At 62.1% G+C, this 18343-nt stretch carries 16 protein-coding genes; 11 read left to right on the forward strand and 5 right to left on the reverse strand.

All coding sequences use genetic code 11. The annotated features are described in order from the left end of the window. Positions 1 to 124: 124 nt before the first annotated feature. Both thrS and KUV39_RS09405 read right to left on the reverse strand, forming a co-directional pair. Positions 125 to 2071, reverse strand: coding sequence for a threonine--tRNA ligase (gene thrS / locus KUV39_RS09400; protein WP_008562321.1), 1947 nt, complete (start codon positions 2069 to 2071; stop codon positions 125 to 127). A gap of 158 nt (positions 2072 to 2229) precedes the next feature. Further along, positions 2230 to 3234, reverse strand: coding sequence for an Lnb N-terminal periplasmic domain-containing protein (locus tag KUV39_RS09405; protein ID WP_222459622.1), 1005 nt, complete (start codon positions 3232 to 3234; stop codon positions 2230 to 2232). Positions 3235 to 3454: 220 nt separating this feature from the next. Between KUV39_RS09405 and KUV39_RS09410 the strand changes: the two genes are divergently transcribed. The 3 genes from KUV39_RS09410 (at position 3455) to KUV39_RS09420 (ending at position 5707) form a co-directional block, all read left to right on the forward strand. Next, entirely contained in the window at positions 3455 to 4201 is a 747-nt protein-coding gene (locus KUV39_RS09410; RefSeq protein WP_046211018.1) for an alpha/beta fold hydrolase, read from the forward strand. 227 nt (positions 4202 to 4428) lie between these two features. Continuing rightward, on the forward strand, positions 4429 to 4860 hold the full coding sequence (locus tag KUV39_RS09415) for a VOC family protein (protein ID WP_222459623.1): 432 nt from the start codon (positions 4429 to 4431) through the stop codon (positions 4858 to 4860). Beyond that, on the forward strand, positions 4850 to 5707 hold the full coding sequence (locus KUV39_RS09420; RefSeq protein ID WP_222459707.1) for an alpha/beta fold hydrolase: 858 nt from the start codon (positions 4850 to 4852) through the stop codon (positions 5705 to 5707). The genes KUV39_RS09415 and KUV39_RS09420 overlap by 11 nt, the downstream gene beginning before the upstream one ends. A 30-nt stretch (positions 5708 to 5737) precedes the next feature. On the opposite strand, the gene KUV39_RS09425 is transcribed toward KUV39_RS09420, so the two are convergent. Continuing rightward, positions 5738 to 6310 (reverse strand): DUF6151 family protein, encoded by a 573-nt coding sequence (locus tag KUV39_RS09425; RefSeq protein WP_046211016.1) that lies wholly within the window; start codon positions 6308 to 6310, stop codon positions 5738 to 5740. A 105-nt stretch (positions 6311 to 6415) separates the two neighbouring features. After that, positions 6416 to 7690, reverse strand: a complete 1275-nt coding sequence (gene phaZ / locus KUV39_RS09430; RefSeq protein ID WP_222459624.1) for a polyhydroxyalkanoate depolymerase — start codon at positions 7688 to 7690, stop codon at positions 6416 to 6418. A gap of 148 nt (positions 7691 to 7838) precedes the next feature. On the opposite strand from phaZ, the gene phaC reads away from it, so the two are divergent. The 8 genes from phaC to KUV39_RS09470 all read left to right on the forward strand — a co-directional run bounded on the left by phaC (position 7839) and on the right by KUV39_RS09470 (position 17442). Beyond that, positions 7839 to 9668 carry a class I poly(R)-hydroxyalkanoic acid synthase gene (gene phaC, locus KUV39_RS09435; RefSeq protein WP_222459625.1) on the forward strand — a complete coding sequence of 610 codons (1830 nt, stop codon included), beginning with the start codon at positions 7839 to 7841 and terminating at the stop codon, positions 9666 to 9668. 163 nt (positions 9669 to 9831) lie between these two features. Next, positions 9832 to 10275 carry a phasin family protein gene (locus KUV39_RS09440; RefSeq protein ID WP_046211013.1) on the forward strand — a complete coding sequence of 148 codons (444 nt, stop codon included), beginning with the start codon at positions 9832 to 9834 and terminating at the stop codon, positions 10273 to 10275. A gap of 310 nt (positions 10276 to 10585) precedes the next feature. Continuing rightward, the gene (gene phaR, locus KUV39_RS09445; RefSeq protein WP_046211012.1) at positions 10586 to 11146 is read left to right on the forward strand and encodes a polyhydroxyalkanoate synthesis repressor PhaR; all 561 of its coding nucleotides are present in this window, start codon (positions 10586 to 10588) and stop codon (positions 11144 to 11146) included. A gap of 153 nt (positions 11147 to 11299) precedes the next feature. Further along, positions 11300 to 12304, forward strand: coding sequence for an XdhC family protein (locus KUV39_RS09450; RefSeq protein WP_222459626.1), 1005 nt, complete (start codon positions 11300 to 11302; stop codon positions 12302 to 12304). After that, a complete protein-coding gene (locus KUV39_RS09455; protein ID WP_222459627.1) occupies positions 12301 to 13317 on the forward strand; it encodes a molybdopterin-binding protein in 1017 nt (338 codons plus the stop codon). Before KUV39_RS09450 ends, KUV39_RS09455 begins: the two co-directional genes overlap by 4 nt. A 228-nt stretch (positions 13318 to 13545) precedes the next feature. Continuing rightward, positions 13546 to 14031 carry a (2Fe-2S)-binding protein gene (locus KUV39_RS09460; RefSeq protein ID WP_008560472.1) on the forward strand — a complete coding sequence of 162 codons (486 nt, stop codon included), beginning with the start codon at positions 13546 to 13548 and terminating at the stop codon, positions 14029 to 14031. 173 nt (positions 14032 to 14204) lie between these two features. After that, positions 14205 to 16568 carry a xanthine dehydrogenase family protein molybdopterin-binding subunit gene (locus KUV39_RS09465; protein WP_222459628.1) on the forward strand — a complete coding sequence of 788 codons (2364 nt, stop codon included), beginning with the start codon at positions 14205 to 14207 and terminating at the stop codon, positions 16566 to 16568. An 85-nt stretch (positions 16569 to 16653) separates the two neighbouring features. Then, complete coding sequence (locus tag KUV39_RS09470) at positions 16654 to 17442, forward strand: FAD binding domain-containing protein (RefSeq protein ID WP_050672271.1); 789 nt, start codon at positions 16654 to 16656, stop codon at positions 17440 to 17442. 97 nt (positions 17443 to 17539) lie between these two features. Here KUV39_RS09470 and KUV39_RS18735 read toward each other — a convergent pair whose 3' ends face one another. Then, positions 17540 to 18181, reverse strand: coding sequence for a methyl-accepting chemotaxis protein (locus KUV39_RS18735; RefSeq protein WP_222459629.1), 642 nt, complete (start codon positions 18179 to 18181; stop codon positions 17540 to 17542). Positions 18182 to 18343 lie beyond the last annotated feature (162 nt).

An 18343-nucleotide genomic window follows, 5' to 3' on the forward strand; every position in this document is an offset into this window, starting at 1 on the left:
GCAGCTGTGACCGAATATTACAGGCGGCTGGCGGTAATTCCCCTGAAAACATGCCCAAAAAGAAACCGGCCCCGCAAGTGGAGGCCGGTTTGACAGTTAATAGAAGCTGTATCGCGCCGAAATGTTACAGAAGATCCGGCGGGGTCGCTTCGGTCGCGAGGGTCTTTGTTACAGTCTCAAGGCTTTCGACCTTGGTCTGCTTTTCACCCAGTCGACGGACAGAGACGGTGCGCTCTTCCACTTCGCGCGCACCGACGGCCAGAATCACCGGCACCTTGCCCACGGAATGCTCGCGGACCTTGTAGTTGATCTTTTCGTTGCGCATGTCGGCCTCGGCCCGCACGCCTGCGGCTTTCAGCTGCTCGACCACCTCAAGGACATAGTCATCCGCCTCGGAAGTGATGGAGGCCACAACCACCTGACGCGGCGCCAGCCAGAACGGCAGTTTGCCTGCGTGTTCTTCGATCAGGATGCCGATGAAGCGCTCAAAACTGCCAAGGCAGGCACGGTGCAACATGACGGGGCGGTGCTTGGCGCCGTCCTGACCGATAAAGGTCGCCTCCAGACGTTCCGGCAGGTTTGCATCCACCTGCAGGGTGCCGCACTGCCAGTTCCGCCCGATTGCATCGGTGAGGGTGAACTCCAGCTTCGGACCGTAAAAGGCGCCTTCGCCTTCGAGGATCTCGAAATCATAACCCGCCGCCTTGCAGGCCTCACCAAGCGCCTGTTCCATGTGGTCCCATGTCTCGTCCGAACCGATCCGTTTTTCCGGACGGGTGGAGAGCTTGATGGTCCAGTTGTGGAAGCCGAGATCGGCGTAGACTTTGGACAGGAAGGCGATGAATTTGGCGGTTTCCGAGGTGATCTGATCCTCGGCGCAGAAGATGTGACCATCGTCCTGCGTAAAGCCGCGGACCCGCATGATGCCATGCAGCGCGCCCGAGGGCTCATAGCGGGCGCAGGACCCGAATTCGGCCATGCGCAGCGGCAGATCGCGGTAGGATTTCAGACCCTGATTGAACACCTGCACGTGGCAGGGACAGTTCATCGGCTTCAGCGCGTTCACCGCCTTTTCGCGGGCGTGATCCTCGTCCACCTCGACGATGAACATGTTTTCCTGGTATTTGTCCCAGTGGCCGGATTTTTCCCACAGCTTGCGATCCACCACCTGCGGGGTGTTCACCTCGACATAGCCGTCACGGTCCTGCATGCGGCGCATGTAGTCCTGCAGCTGTGTGTAGATACGCCAGCCATTGGGGTGCCAGAACACCTGACCGGGGGCTTCTTCCTGCATGTGGAACAGACCCATTTCCTTGCCCAGCTTGCGGTGGTCGCGCTTGGCGGCCTCTTCCAGCATGGTCAGATGCGCCTTCAGCTTTTCCTTGCCGGTGAAGGCCACGCCGTAGATCCGCTGCAGCATGGCGCGGTCGCTGTCACCACGCCAGTAGGCGCCTGCGATGGACATCAGTTTGAAGGCATCCCCCGGCACCTGGCCTGTGTGCTGCAGGTGCGGACCGCGGCACAGATCCTGCCAGTCGCCGTGCCAGTACATGCGCAGCGGCTCATCGCCGGGGATGCTCTCGATCAGTTCGACCTTATAGGGTTCGTTGTTGTCGGTGTAATGCTGGATCGCGCGGTCGCGCTCCCACACCTCGGTGCGGACTTCATCACGCTTGTTGATGATATCCTTCATCTTTTTCTCGATCGCGCCGAGATCTTCGGGGGTGAAGGGCTCTGCGCGGTCAAAGTCGTAATACCAGCCGTTGTCGATGACCGGGCCGATGGTGACCTTGGTGTCGGGCCAGATTTCCTGGACTGCACGGGCCATGATATGAGCAAGATCGTGGCGGATCAGCTCATTGGCCTGCTCTTCGTCCTTCATGGTGTGGATGGCAATGGCGGCGTCGTCGTTGATCGGCCACTGGAGATCCCAGTGCTGATCGTTCACCGTTGCTGAGATCGCCTTTTTGCCCAGCGAGGTGGAGATGGAGGCCGCGACTTCGGCAGGGGTGATACCTGCGTCATAGGATCGTGCATTGCCATCGGGGAAGGTGAGAGAGATCTGGGCCATATCGGCTGCTCCTCGTCGGTTTGGCGCCCACTGAACGCCCGGTTGCGGGTAATATGTGTTCCGCCCGTTTGGCAGGGGTGTGCGGGCCTGTCAAGCAGGCGAGGGGCCAGCCCCTCGCGCTCCCCGGGATATTTTTGCCAGAAGATGAGATCCTTGGATCAGGGGGCGGGTGCGGGGACGCCTTCGCGGATCAGGACAGAGTAGTCTTGCGTAATGCCCTGGGCCTGCGCCTTGGCGGTGATGCTGCCGCGCTCGCGCAGCTCTTCGGTGCTGTAGCCTGCCGCCAGAACCCCCTGATCATGGGCGTATTCGGGCAGGTAGCCATTGGCCAGAACGCGCCAGTCCAGCGGGACGTCCTCGACGATGGTGCGGATCATCGTCATCACAACGGTGGTGCAGTTTGAGGTGAGCGAATTATACCATTGCGGCTGCGCGGCCAGCTGGTTGGCGGCCTCGACATATTGCAGCAACAGCGCGCGGGCGGTGTCGGGATCGGTGTTGATGCGAAAGAGCTGCACGTCCTCGCCACGGGCGTTGGTGCGGGTGCCGACCAGATCCCGTTCATCGGCGGCAACCAGCACCAGCGTATTGGTCTTGAACAGATCCGCAATGGGAGAGAACCCGCCGCCCACCTGCCTGCGCACCTCGACCGACCAGGCGATCTGGGCCCCATCGGCAAAGCCGAAGCTGACAATCATGTGGGCCATCTCGGGCCCGGCCCAATAGGACATGAACAGATCAACCGTCTGCAATTGGCTCAGATCATAGCTGCGGGTTTCCCAGCGGGGGGTGAAGTCCTGTGGCGTGCGCCAGTCGAAATTGCGCACATCTGTCAGCGTCAGCTGGTCGCCCTTGATTTCGCCGGTGACCTGACGGGCCACATCGGGCGACCAGTTCGCCTCTGCCGGTGGGGTCAGCGTGCCCCACCACCAGGTCACCGCCGCCAGCGCCAGGCAGAACGTGGCCATCCCGCGCAGCGCGCGCCCCCGGATCACCGCCCAGAGCGTGGCAAGGCCAAGGCCTGCAAAGGCGGCCGCAACCCCCGTGCGCAACGCGCCGTCAAACGGCAGCCGATACCACAGCGCCATCGCCCCCCAGACAGTTGCTAGGATGAGAGTAAGGCCAAGAAGCCCAAGCAGAAAAAGGCGCATGAAACGGGGCAAAATACGGATCCTGATAACTGTTCGCGCGCGACCGTACTGGCCCGCCCACAGCGGCGCAAGGCCAAGCGGTGAGCGCGCGCCGGCCCCTGCCATGACCTCCGCCATGTTGCCCAACTGTGGTGATTGCGCAAAATCGCTGGCCGTGGCAGATCTGGGGCAACATACCGGCCCATGCGCAAGGGATGCAGGCCGGAGCCAAGCCCAACGACGGAGACCCCAGATGGCTGAGACCGCATTTCTCGACACCGCAGAAGGCCGCCGCATCGCCTATCACAAGACCGAAGGCACAGGCCCGACCGTGGTCTTTCTGGGCGGGCTCAAATCCGACATGGAAGGCACCAAGGCCATCCACCTCGAGGCCTGGGCCAAGGCGCGCGGTCAGGCGTTTTTGCGGTTTGACTATTCCGGCCACGGCGAAAGCTCTGGCCAGTTCGAGGAGGGCTGCATTGGCGACTGGCATGAGGACACGCTGGCTGCGGTGGGGGCGCTGACCACGGGGCAGATTGTCCCGGTGGGCTCTTCCATGGGGGGGTGGCAGGCGCTTTTGCTGGCGCGCGCCCTGCCTGAGCGGATCGCCGGGCTGGTCACGATCGCAGCCGCTCCGGATTTTACCGAGGATGGCTATTGGGCCAATTTCTCGGATGAGCAAAAGGCCGATCTGGAGCGCCTGGGCCGGGTGGAGCTGCCCAGCGATTATATGGAGCCCTACATCGTGACCAAACGCATGGTGGAAAACGGGCGCGAAAACCTCGTGCTGCGCTCTGAGCTGGCGTTGCCGTTCCCGGTGCGCTGCCTGCAGGGTACGGCGGATACGGCTGTCAGCACCGAAACCGCGCTGCGCCTGATGGATCACGCCACCTGCGACGACATGCGCCTGACATTGGTCAAGGACGCCGACCACCGGTTCTCTGATCCGACCTGCCTGGCTTTGATCGAACAGGCGGTCGAGGATGTGCTTGACGGCTGAGCACGGGGCTATCTGCGAGGTATCAAATCGCGTAAGACTGAAACTGTGGGGCAGGGCGCATTGACCTGCCCGCGCATGGGTTTGATTTGAGTGGTTTTGGCCCCGTCTGCGCGGGATCGAACCGTTGGATCCGGCCGGGCCCTGGTGGGGGCGTGGCATGGGCACATCGGTGCGTCGCAGAGTGTGGCCTGAAAAAGCATGGCCTGAAAAGGAATGGAGCAGAGCGGATGGAGCAGCGTGTCAGTCTCATCACCCTGGGTGTCCCCAACGTGGCCGAGGCCGCAGGGTTTTACGAACAACTCGGCTGGCGCCGCGCCGACAGTCCCGATGGGGTGGTGGCCTTTGATCTGATTTCGCAGACACTCGGTCTTTATCCGCTGGAGGCACTGGCCGAAGATATCGGCCTGCCGGTGTCGGAACTGGGCCATGGCGCAATGACGCTCAGCTACAATACCCGCACGGTAGAAGAGGTCGCAGCCCTGCTGGACAAGGCCGAAGCAGCAGGCGCGACCATCCTGCGCCCGGCCGGAGAGGTATTCTGGGGCGGCACCATCGGCTATTTCCGCGCGCCCGACGGCCATATCTGGGAAATCGCCCACAATCCGTTTTCACCACTCGCCGAAGATGGCGCCTTTCGCTGGAATGGCTATGACAGCTGAGGCGCAGACCGGAGAAGGCCCTGCCGCAGCCGGGCTGAGCGAGCCACTGGTGATGATCCCCGGTATATTCGGGGACGCGGTGCTGTTTGGCCCCCAGATGCGGGCCCTGTCCGGGGTTTTGCCGGTCATGGTTGCGCCGCCGCTGGGCGGAGAGCGGGTCGAGACGATCGCCCGCCATCTGCTGGACCAGCTGCCGCCGCGATTTGCCCTGCTGGGACATGGGCTTGGTGGGGTGGTCGCGATGGAGATCATCCGGCGCGCGCCAGAGCGTGTGGCGAGGCTCTGCCTGATGTCCACCACGCCGCTGCCGGATACCCCTGATCAGGCGGCCGCGCGGGAGCCGCAGATCATCGCCGCCCGCACCGGCCGGCTGGAAGAGGCCCTGCGCGCCTGTTTGCCTGCTGATGCCTTGGGGGCAGGGGCGCACCCGTCGATACTGACGTCTCTTTACGAACAGGGGCTGATGCTGGGAGAAGCGTTTTTCATCACCCGCAGCCGCGCCATGCAGCGGCGCAGCGATCAGCAGGCCAGCCTGCGGCGCTATCGCGGGCCGACGCTGGCGCTTTGCGGGGGGGCGGATCCGATCACCCCGCCCATGCGCCATGAATTTATCGCCAACATGATGCCCAACGCCCGCCTTCAGGTGATCGAGGGCGCGGGCCATCTGCCAACGCTGGAAGCGCCGCAGGAGGTGACAACCGCGCTGGCCCATTGGTTGGCCGCACCTTTGGAGGATGCGGATCTGCGCGCCGCTGCAGCCGGGGCGCAGAAGGTATCAGAGGAAAAAACTGACCCACCGGCGACCAAGGCGCCGCTGCCACCGCTGACGCTGACCAATCCGCTGTGATCCTGTCACGCAGGAGGCACGCGCCAGCGCCTAACGCAACAGCGCGTCCCGTGCTTTCTTGCTCAGCACCTCGGCCTCTGCCACCGGTGCGCCACTTTCGACGTCGAAAAACGGTGTCTCGCGCCAGCGCCCGGACAGGCGCGAGGTGATCATCCGCGTCACGATGCCAAATGCCATCCGACCCGCGCCCTTGCTGCGTGGGGGTTGACCGGGGCGCGAGATAAACGCCTTGGCGCGCACCTTGCCCAGGGTTGCGGGATCGGTGAACAGATGGCTGTTCAGCCCGACAAATGGAAGGCCGGGTTTGCCCAACGTGTTGCCGATGGGGGTGCCGCAGCATCCGGCATACCAGCGCATCAGCCCTCGCGGGCTCAGCCGCAGCAGGCGCAGATTGTCGGCGCCCTGAGTGATGTGCAGCCCGTCGGGTGTGGTCTGGAACAGGTCCACCGGGTGAGGGGCCGGATCGCGTTGGGTCAGGTGAATTTCGGCCGCGCGGCAATCGGCACAGAAACACTGCACCCGCGTGCCCGCCTTGCGCGCCGCAACAGAGAGATGGCCCTGCACCTCCCCGCATTTACAGGAAAACGTCAGACCATCTGCCATTTTTGTTCCAATCTCTTGCCTTGGGCGTCATACCCATATCCCGGCCCGCATCCCAGCCCAGGTCCCACGGGGGGATCTGCCGACATGCGGCGCCAATGGGCGCGCTCAGCTTGCGGCCTTGGCCCGTTTTGCGGCGGGTTTCTTGGTGGTGCGGGCATTGGCGTTCATGAACTCGATCACCAGCGGGCGGATATTGTCGCGCCAGCTGCGGCCCGCAAAGATGCCGTAATGGCCTGCGCCGGGCTCCACATGGCTGGCTTTCTTTTCCTCCGGCAGGCCGGTGCACAGATCCAGCGCAGCGATGCATTGTCCGGGCGCAGAGATATCGTCATTGGCGCCCTCGACAGTCTTGACCGCCACATCGGTGATCTTGCCGATATCGACCTTATGGCCCGCGACGACAAATTCATTGCGGGCAATCTCGCCGCCCTTGAACACGCGTTCAACGGTGGACAGGTAGAACTCTGCGGTCATGTCCATCACCGCGAGATATTCATCGTAAAAACGGTTGTGCGCGTCGTGGTCCGAGGCTTCCCCACGGCTCACCCGCAGGATCTGGTCCATGAACGCTTTGGAATGGCGCTCGCCGTTCATCGACATGAAAGAGCTCAGCTGCAGCAGGCCGGGATAGACCTTGCGGCCCACGCCCTTGTATTTGAAGCCCACGCGCTGGATCATCGTCTCTTCCAGCTGGCCCATGGTCACGCGGCGGCCAAAATCGGTCACATCGGTGGGGGTCGCGTCCGGGTCAACCGGCCCGCCAATCAGTGTCAGCGAAGAAGGCTGCGCCGCTGGATCCTGCTCTGCCAGATAGGCGGTCGCCGCCAGCGTCAGCGGGGCCGGCTGGCAGACTGCGATCACATGGGTTTCAGGCCCCATTTCGCGCATGAAATCAACAAGGTACAGCGTGTAGTCTTCGATGTCGAACTTGCCTTCGGACACCGGGATGTCGCGCGCATTGTGCCAGTCGGTGACATAGACCTCGCAGTTTTCGATCAGGCTTTTGACGGTTGAGCGCAAGAGCGTCGCGTAATGGCCGGACATCGGCGCCACCAAAAGAACCTTGCGCGGCTGCTCGGCGCGGCCTGCGACACGGAAATGGATCAGGTCGCCAAAGGCGCGTTCCACCACAGTATCGATTTCGACCACGTGATCCCGACCGTCCGCGCAGGTAACGGTGCGAATGCCCCAGTCGGGTTTGACCACCATCCGCTGAAAGCTGCGTTCGGTGACTTCGCCCCATGCGGCCATCCAGCTCAGCGCCGGGTTCGGCAGCGCGGCAAAGGCCGGGACCGACGCCATCGACAGCGCGGTTGCCCCCAACCATTGGTTGGTGTTGCGCATGGTTTCCATCAGATCGTAGGACATCATGTAACGCATGTGTCTGCCTCTTCATTGAGCGGTCCGTCGGACCTGATCCCCATTAAACGTGCGGTTGTGTCACAACCCATCGGACGTTTCGTCTCTTTGTCGTAAGATGGTGCAAAGGTATTCTGCACAGCAGAAAGGTTACGGGGGATTTATTAAGATGACAACAAGTGACGGTGCCGGGACGATAGTGTCACCAGAACACCTTGAACGAATTAAACAAAATATGGAGCAGGTTGAGCAACTTTCAAAACGCCTGGTGGAAGTTCTGGCTCAGAAAAAACCTCACCCCCCCTCTCTGGACGGTCCGAATCAAGAGCTTTTTGCACGCGCAGCAACGGCCTATTGGTCTGAAATGGTCAAAAATCCGGCCAAGCTGCTCGAAAATCAGGTGGCTTACTGGGGGCAGGCGGTGGTGAATTTCGCCGAAGCCCAGGCTCTTCTGGCCAAGCAGATGGAGCAGATGACAGGTGAAGACAGCGACGCCGAGACCCCCAAATCCAAACCGGGTGATCGCCGCTTTGCCAATCCGATGTGGGACACCAACCCGTATTTCCATTTCATCAAACAGCAATATCTGACCAACGCCGAAGCCATCCAGAGCGCGGTGGCCGAGATCGACAACCTCGAAGACATCGACAAACGCCGGGTGCGCTATTTTGCGGATCAGATCGTGCAGATGATGGCACCGACCAATTTCCTCGCAACCAACCCCGATGCGCTGGAAAAGGCGGTGGAGACCGAAGGCAAGTCGCTGATCCAGGGGCTGGAGAACCTTGTTGCGGATCTAGAGGCCAATGACGGCGAACTGGTTGTGCGGCTTGCGGATGAAACCGCCTTTGAGATCGGGCGCAACATCGCGACGACCCCGGGCGAGGTGGTGTTTCGCAACGAGATGATGGAGCTGATCCAGTATCGGCCCACCACCGAAACCGTGCATGAAACCCCCGTTGTTCTGTTCCCGCCCTGGATCAACAAGTTCTACATCCTAGATCTCAAGGCGCAGAACAGCCTGATCAAATGGGTGACAGAGCAGGGCTATACGCTGTTTGTGGTGTCCTGGCTCAACCCGGGGCAAGAGCACGCCGATCTTGGCCTTGATGACTATGTTGAAAAGGGGTTCCTGACCGCAATCGACACCGCCAAGTCGATCTGCAAGGTCAAACAGATCAACGCGGTGGGCTATTGCATTGCGGGCACCACGCTCAGCCTGACGCTGTCGCTGATGAAACAGCGCGGGGATACCTCGGTCAAATCTGCGACGCTCTTTACCGCGCTCACCGATTTTTCCGATCAGGGCGAATTTACCCCGTTCTTGCAGAATGATTTCATCGACGGGATCGAGGAAGAGGTGAACAACAACGGTCTGCTGCGCTCTTATATCATGGCGCGCACCTTCTCCTTCCTGCGCTCCAACGATCTGGTCTACGGCCCGGCCATTCGCAGCTATATGCTGGGAGAGACCCCGCCTGCGTTTGATCTGCTGTACTGGAACGGCGATGGCGCCAATCTGCCGGGGCGCATGGCGATGGAATATCTGCGCGGGCTGTGTCAGCGCAGCGAGTTCGCAGATGGCGGGTTTGAACTGCTGGGCCACCGTCTGCACCTGCGCGAGGTGACCGTGCCGGTCATGGCGATCACCTGCGAAACCGATCACATCGCCAACTGGAAAGACTGCTATCGCGGCGTGCAGCAGATGGGGTCGCGTTCCAAGACGTTCGTGGTCGCCCAATCCGGCCATATCGCAGGCATCGTGAACCCGCCCAGCCGCAACAAATACGGCCATTACACCAACACCGACCTCAAGGGCGACGCCAACGCCTGGATGGAGGGGGCAACCTTTCACGAAGGCTCGTGGTGGCCCCGCTGGGAGGCCTGGCTCAAGAAACGCTCGGGCAAGCAGGTCACCGCCCGCGAGCCCGGTGATTCGAAACATCCGCCCCTGACACCGGCGCCGGGTGACTATGTTCGGGTCAAGGCGCGTCGCTAGACGGGCCTGCCCCACCTCATGCAAGCCGCTGATATTCCTTGCATCTGAAAAATATTCTGCATTGCAGCAATGAAAACCTTGAAATGCTGCGATGCAGAAAGCATATTCATCTCATGCGAAGGCGGCGGACCGTCCCGGCCGCGTAACCAGAGGAACAAGTACGATGGCTAAGACCCAAGATTTTACCGCAATGATGAAAGACATGATGGGCGCATTCCCGGTGGACACCACCGCGATGGAAGAGGCGTTCAAATCCACCGCAGCTCTGAACGAAAAACTGTCCAGCGTTGCCCTGGAAGCCGCTGAGAAATCCGCCGAGATTTCCAACAGCTGGGCAAAAGAAACCCTGTCCAAGATGGGCGACATGTCCAAGGCCAAGACCGAGCCTGCAGACTACGCCAAAGCCGCAACCGATTTCGCATCCGCTTCCGCTGAAGTGGCTGCCGAGAACATGGCTGCGTTCGCTGAAGTCGCCAAAAAAGTCCAGATGGACACCGTTGAGCTGCTGATGTCGGCTGGCAAAGACATGTCCGAAGAAGCGTCTGCTGCCGTGAAAAAGGCAACAAACGACGTAACCGCCGCAGCCAAGAAAGCTGCTGCGAAGTAAGCCACGACCGCAAGGAGGCGTTACTCCTCCTCCCTCTTATGTCTCCTTGCACAAGGCGGGGGCAGGCCGAAAGGTCTGCCCCTTTTCTTTGTCCTTATTGGGGCACACCGCCGGGTCAGATGCTGCGCAGCATGGGGCGGTCCTTTGCAGGTGCAGCATTTATCGCAGGGGCCGCCGGGTCCGCGCTCCTCTACGATCACTTGCCGATCACTTGCGCGATCAAATCTTGCGCGGGACGGTGTAGTGCTTCCCTTTTGTTCTGCGCTCGCATAGGCTTTGCTGCAACGCATCATGTCTGGGGAGTAATGACATGTCGGATCAGGACAAACCCTTGTTGATCAAACGATATGCCAGCCGACGGCTCTACAACACCGAAACCAGCGATTACGTCACGCTGGAAGACATCGCAGGCTTCATCCGCGAGGGCCGCGAAGTGCAGATCGTTGATCTGAAATCCGGCGACGACCTGACCCGCCAGTATCTCCTTCAGATCATTGCCGAACACGAAAGCCGCGGGGAAAACATCCTGCCGGTCAACGTGCTCAACGATCTGGTGCGCAGCTATATGGTGCCCGGCGGCGGTGTCATGCCGCAGTTTCTGCAGTCGTCATTCGAGATGCTGCGCGAAAGCCAGGACAAGATGGTCAAGAATATGAACGCCATGAACCCGATGGCACAGATCCCCGGGTTCGAGGCGATCAAGGCCCAGCAAGAGGCCTTTCTGAAGGCCATGACCGGTGGGTTTTCTGGCGGCTGGACCGGCGGCGCAGAGACGGACAAGCCCGAAGCCGACAACGGCGAAGGCGGCGATCTGGATGACATCAAACGCCAGCTGGCCGAGCTGCAGGACAAACTGTCCAAAATGAAATGACCCCCGGGTGAATTGGCGGCGGCGGACGTCTTGTCCGCCACCAAAGTCGCAGTCACACAGCGGGGCGAACCGGCTACAGTTGGGCCTTCGAACTAGGCGGGCGACGACATGCCCGCGCCGCCGATTTGGCGCGGCCACTTGATAGGTGAGCTCATGACCACAGCCCGATCCTCAGCCAATTCCGGCCTCCAGCGGTTTGATGCCATCCCGGAACAGGCGCTTGCCTGGCATCGGGCCGGGCAGGGGGCTGCACTGGCAACAGTGGTGGAAACCTGGGGATCAGCCCCGCGCCGCACCGGCTCCCAGCTCGTCGTGGCTGGCGATGGCCGGATAGAGGGGTCCGTCTCGGGCGGCTGTGTCGAGGGCGCGGTGATCCTTGCCGCACAGGACGCCATTGCCGATGGCCGTCACCAGATTCTCGAATTCGGGGTCAGCGACGAAGATGCCTTTGCCGTCGGGCTGGCCTGCGGCGGCACCATCCGCATCCTTGTTGAACCCGTCGGTGGCTCTTTGTCCGAAACCACTTTGGCGGATCTCGTCGCAGCCCGTGCAGAGCGCCGCGCGGTGAGCTATGTGGTGGATCTCGACACCGGCGCAGGGCGGCTTGATGCAGAGGGTTACACCGACCGCAAGCGCATGGACCGTTCCGGTGTGGAAGAAGACGGCAAGACATTTGTCGCGGTTCACAATCCCCCCCTTCGGCTGATTGCAGTGGGGGCGGTGCATATCACCCAGGCGCTGGTGCCGATGGCGCGTATCGCAGGCTATGACCCCGTCATCATCGACCCGCGCGGCGCCTTTGCCTCGCCAGAGCGGTTCCCGGATGAGGTGTTGATCGACGACTGGCCGGACGAGGCAATCGCAGCGATCGGGCTGGATGCGCGCTGTGCCGTTGTCCTGCTGACCCACGACCCGAAAATAGATGACCCCGCGCTAGAGACGGCCTTGCGCTCGCAGTGTTTCTATATCGGTGCCCTTGGATCCAGCCGGACCCATGCCAAACGGATCACCCGGATGCAGGACGCAGGCTTTGACGCGTCCACGCTGGAACGGATCCACGGCCCAATCGGTCTGGACATCGGGGCCGCTGGCCCCGCCGAAATCGCGGTTTCGATCATAGCAGAGATGACGGCGGTTCTGCGGGGACGACAGGCGTGATTTTCGCAAAGGTGCCTCTCAATCAGGCGGCGGGCTGCTATCTCGCCCATTCCCTGCAGGGGGCAGAGCATCGCATCGCCAAGGGTACGCGGCTGGCGGCCCCCGATCTTGCTGATCTGGCGGCAGCGGGCCACACAGAGCTGACAGTGGCGCGGCTGGAACGCGGCGATCTCCATGAAGACCGCGCCGCCGAAATGCTGGCACAGGCCCTGCTGCCCGATCCTGCCTCGCTCGGCCTGCGCATCTCCGGTGCCGGGGCTGGGCGGGTCAATCTTCATGCGCTGCATCCGGGTGTTGTGCGGGTCGATGCCAAACGCATTCACGCGTTGAATGCGGTGGATCCGATGATCACCCTTGCAACCGTGCCCGACTATCACCGCGCGGATGCAGATGGCATGGTCGCCACCGCCAAGATCATTTCCTACGCGGTGCCGGAAACCGCCCTGCAGGCTGCGACACAGGATGTGGCGGGTGCGATCCGCCTGGCGCCTGTGACCTGCGCGCGCGCCACCTTGATCGAAACCCGCATCAGCGCAGAAACGCCCCCGGACAAGGGGCGCGCTGCAATGGTCGGCCGGCTCGACCGGTTCGGCATGGCACTGGCCCCGCGCAAGGTGGTGCCCCACCGCGAGGCGGATCTGGCCGCAGCCCTGCGCGACGCCGCCGCACAGACGCCGCGCTCTGATCTGATCATGGTGCTTACGGGGTCTGCGACCTCCGATCCGCTTGATGTGGCACCCGCCGCTGTGCGCGCCGCCGGTGGCAAGGTGCTGCGCTTTGGCATGCCGGTGGACCCCGGCAACCTGCTGTTCCTGGGAGAGCTGTCTGGCCGCCCGGTTCTGGGTCTGCCGGGCTGTGCCCGCTCGCCTGCGCTCAATGGGGCGGATTGGGTGCTGGAACGGCTTGTCTGCGGGATCGACGTCAGCAGCGCCGACATCGCCGCGATGGGGGTTGGGGGCCTGCTGAAGGAAATCCCCACACGCCCCCGCCCACGCCGCAGCGACGCGCAATAGGCACAGATACCTTTGCGGCAATTGCTGCATCCGCACGCTACCATGCCGCGCCTGCATCCCGTTCAGCCACCGCCCCGCTGTGGTCTGACACGGGCCGCACAGGCAGAAAAAGGCCAACCAGCGGGCTTTTGCGACTTTAGTCCAAACGATGCGAATAATGCTTCGCGCCAGCAACTTTGCCGTGCTTAACTTCTGCCAGCGAGTTCACGCGAGCCAAGGGAGGAGTAGATGGTGAAAGTCACAATGACCGTAAACGGTCGGACTGCCAGCGGAGAGGTCGAGGGGCGCACGCTGCTGTCCGGCTTCCTGCGAGAAGAGTTGGGCCTGACCGGCACCCATGTGGGCTGCGACACCAGCCAATGCGGCGCCTGTGTCGTCCATGTGGATGGCAAGGCGGTGAAGTCCTGCACCATGCTGGCAGCCGAGGCTGACGGCGCAGAGATCGCCACTATCGAAGGGCAGGCCGCCCCGGATGGCACGCTCAACGTCATTCAGCAGGCGTTTCAGGATCACCACGGGCTGCAGTGCGGGTTTTGCACACCGGGCATGGTGATGTCTGCGGCCGCCCTGTTGAAGGACAACCCCAAACCCAGCGAACAGGAGATCCGCGAGTATCTCGAAGGCAACCTGTGCCGCTGCACCGGCTACCACAATATCGTCAAGGCGATCATGGCGGCTTCGGGTCAGGATGTATCTGCCGTCGCGGCAGAGTAACGCCGCAGCTGCGGTGCAAACCATCCCCACGCGGCAGACCACCCCACCCAGATAACGACAATCGGGGCGGCTGGCAGATCGGGATGGCGCAGCTGCATGCGACCCGTTTCAGAACCAAAGCATGACCAAGAGGTCTGCCCAGAGGCGGACCGTCCAGGGAGGAGAATTGGACAATGCCCAAGGATAGCGGCATCGGCGCCAGCCCAAAACGGCGCGAAGACGTGAGGTTCCTGACCGGAACCGGCAATTACACAGATGACATCAACCTCAACGGCCAGGCCTATGTTCATTTCCTGCGCTCGGATGTGGCTCATGGCCGACTTGTCTCGGTCGACACCTCAGATGCCGCCGCCATGCCCGGCGTCGTGCGCATTTTCACCGGTGCCGATTTCGAAGGCGTCGGCGGTCTGCCCTGCGGCTGGCAGGTGACCGACCGCTTTGGCGAGGTTATGCAGGAACCGGCCCACCCGGTGCTGGCCCAGGGCAAGGTGCGCCATGTGGGCGACCCCATCGCTGCGGTTGTGGCCGACACGCCCGAACAGGCACGTGACGCAGCCGAGGCCATCGCCGTTGAAATGGAAGAGTTGCCCGCCGTCATCAACATGAAAGAGGCGGTCAAGGACGGCGCCACCAAGGTGCATGACGATCTGACCTCAAACCTTTGTTATGACTGGGGATTTGTCGAAGAAAACCGCGAGGCGGTAGACAAGGCCATTCAGGACGCCGCCCATGTCACCACGCTGGAGCTGGTCAACAACCGTCTGGTCGCCAACCCGATGGAGCCGCGCGTTGCGGTGGGGGATTTCAATCGCGCCACGGGGGAGAGCACGCTTTACACCACCTCGCAGAACCCCCATGTGATCCGCCTTCTGATGGGGGCCTTTGTGTTGGGCATCCCCGAACATAAACTGCGCGTGGTGGCGCCCGATGTGGGTGGGGGCTTTGGCTCCAAGATCTTCCACTACGCGGAAGAGGCCTTCTGTACCTTTGCCGCCAAGGCGCTGAACCGGGCGGTGAAATGGACCTCATCGCGGTCCGAGGCCTTCATGTCCGACGCCCACGGCCGTGACCATGTGACCAAGATCGAACTGGCGCTGGATGCGGACAACAACTTTACGGCGCTGCGCACCGAGACCTACGCCAATATGGGGGCCTATCTGTCGACATTCGCGCCCTCGGTTCCGACCTGGCTGCATGGCACGCTGATGGCGGGCAACTACAAGACGCCGCTGATCTATGTGAACGTGAAGGCGGTGTTCACCAATACCGTTGCCGTTGACGCCTATCGCGGTGCCGGCCGGCCAGAGGCGACCTATCAGCTGGAACGCGTCATCGACAAGGCCGCGCGCGAGCTGGGCGTGGATCCGATTGCGCTGCGCCGCCAGAACTTCATCACCGAATTCCCCTATGCCACGCCGGTTGCGGTGGAATATGACACCGGTGACTATGTGGCGACGATGGACAAGCTGGAAGAGATCGCCGATCTCAGCGGCTTTGCCGCGCGCCGTGCCGCCAGCGAGGCCAAGGGCAAGCTGCGCGGGCTTGGCGTCAACTGCTACATCGAGGCCTGCGGCATCGCGCCGTCGAACCTCGTGGGGCAGCTGGGCGCCCGTGCAGGCCTTTATGAAAGCGCAACGGTGCGGGTCAACGCCACCGGCGGCATCGTCGTCATGACCGGCAGCCACAGCCACGGGCAGGGTCACGAGACATCCTTCCCGCAGGTGATCGCCGATATGATCGGCATCCCCGAGGATATGGTCGAGATCGAACATGGCGATACCGCCAATACGCCGATGGGCATGGGCACCTATGGCTCGCGGTCGCTGGCGGTGGGCGGCTCTGCCGTGGTGCGCGCGACCGAAAAGATCATCGCCAAGGCCAAGAAGATCGCCGCCCATATCCTGGAGGCATCGGATGCGGATATCGAGCTGAAAGACGGCCAGTTCACCGTTGCCGGCACAGATAAATCGCTGGCCTGGGGGGATGTGACCCTTGCGGCCTATGTGCCCCACAACTACCCGCTGGAGGATATCGAGCCGGGGCTGGAGGAAACCGCCTTTTATGATCCAGCGAATTTCACCTACCCGTCAGGCGCCTATGCCTGCGAGGTGGAGGTGGATCCCGACACCGGCAAGGTCACCATCGAAAGCTTTGCGGCGGCCGATGACTTTGGCAATATCGTCAACCCGATGATTGTCGACGGCCAGGTTCATGGTGGTATCGGTCAGGGCATTGGTCAGGCGCTCCTTGAGGGCTGCGTTTATGACGAGGACGGGCAGCTGCTGTCGGCCTCTTTCATGGATTACGCCATGCCGCGTGCCGATGATCTGCCGTTTTACAAGGTGGATCACTCCTGCCAGACGCCCTGCACCCATAACCCATTGGGCGTGAAGGGCTGCGGTGAGGCAGGCGCCATCGGCACCCCGCCTGCGGTGGTCAACGCCGTGGTGGATGCGCTGCAGTCGGCGGGCAAGGATGTCACCCATATCGACATGCCCCTGAGCCCGGCACGGGTCTGGGCGGTGATGAACGGCTAACGGTCATGGGGGCGCTGCCCCCATACCCCCGGAGTATTTTCGGAAAGATGACAGCCGGTCAGCCGGTTTTCGGAAAGGATACGACATGTATGAATTCGAGTTCGAGAAGCCCTCGACCATCGCCGATGCGGTGAAGGCTCTGGGCGAAGAGGACGCGCAGGCACTGGGTGGGGGGCAGACGCTGATCCCGACGCTGAAACAGCGTCTGGCGATGCCCAGCACCCTGGTCAGCCTCAGCGGTATTGCAGAAATGCGCGGCGTCTGCCCGGATGGTGATGCCATTGCCATCGGTGGCGCAACCACCCACGCAGAGGTCGAAGCCGCAACCGCCGACAGCTATCCGGCCCTGTCTGCGCTGGCGGGACAGATCGGCGATCCGGCAGTGCGCAATCGCGGCACCATCGGTGGCTCGCTTGCCAATAACGACCCGTCGGCCTGCTATCCGGCCGCGGCGCTGGCCAGTGGGGCCACGATCGTGACCAACACCCGCGAGATTGCGGCAGATGACTATTTCCAGGGCCTGTTCACCACCGCGCTGGACGAGGGTGAGATCATCACCAACGTCCGGATGCCGGTGCCACAGGCGGCGCATTACGAGAAGTTCGTCCAGCCCGCCTCGCGCTTTGCCCTTGTGGGGGTGTTTGTGGCGCGGTTCGCTGATGGGGTGCGTGTTGCTGTCACTGGCGCCTCTGAGGAGGGGGTATTTCGCTGGAGCGAGGCCGAGGCGGCGCTTGCGGGGAATTTCGACCCCGCCGCCATCGACGGTCTGAGCGTGGATGCAGAGGGCATGATCGGCGATCTGCACGGCACCAAGGCCTACCGCGCCCATCTGGTTGGTGTCATCACCAAACGGGCGGTGGCCGCTGCGGCCTGAACCCAGGACCCGAACCCAGAACCCGAACCTGGGTAAGACACAGAAAAACCAGCCCCGGCCAATCGCTGGGGCTGGTTTTTCATGGATCCTGCATGGATCAGGCGCGCAGATAGTCCGACATGGTGTCCAGAAGCGTCTGCGTGCGGCCAGAGAGGTTGCGGATTTCGGTCGCAATCACCGCAAATCCCTTGCCCTGATCGCCAATGCGCGCCGCCTCGATTGAGGCGTTGAAGGCAATCAGCTGGATATGCCGCCCCACGGTTTCGGCATTTTCAATCGCGTCGCGCATTCCCTCGTCCCGGGCGCTGTCGCGGGATTTCTGCTCGTCGAACATGTTCTTGGTCATGTCGATGAGGAAACGTGAGACGATGGGCTCGACCTGGTAGAGCGATTGCGACGTCAGTGAGGGCCTGGCTGAAATCCGCTCCAGAAGGCTGGATTTGCCGCCTTCACCGATCACATCGGTAAACGGTTGCAACGCCTGGAGTGAGTTTCTGCGCTGTTCCTCAAGGTCGGCAGGCAGTTTATGTTCGGCCTCTTCCAGCAGCCGGTCGAGGCCACGGGTCAGCATGTCATGGGCAGATGTGATGCGGCTGACGGATTGCTCCAACAGGGTTGCGCCGTCTTCGGGCGATTGCTGCGCGCCATCGCGGGCCATCAGCACCAGCGCAAGAGACGCGGCCCGGCAGGGGGCAATGGCCATGAAGGCACTGTTCTGAATGTCGGAAAGAGGCTTCATGGGGGCTCCATCTTCTGTCGGTCGTGGTGTCGGCTGCAGCCGATCTGCCCCAAAGGAGCTAGGGCCTGGACGTAAAGAAAACGTGAGCGTGCCATGTATCTATTGGATAAATTGCCTCTTTTTTGAGCGGGCAGCAGCGGGGCAGTGGCCGCCCCATCCGAC

The sequence above is a fragment of the Phaeobacter italicus genome (genome assembly GCF_019801785.1).
In the GTDB taxonomy this organism is placed as follows: Bacteria; Pseudomonadota; Alphaproteobacteria; order Rhodobacterales; family Rhodobacteraceae; genus Phaeobacter; species Phaeobacter italicus.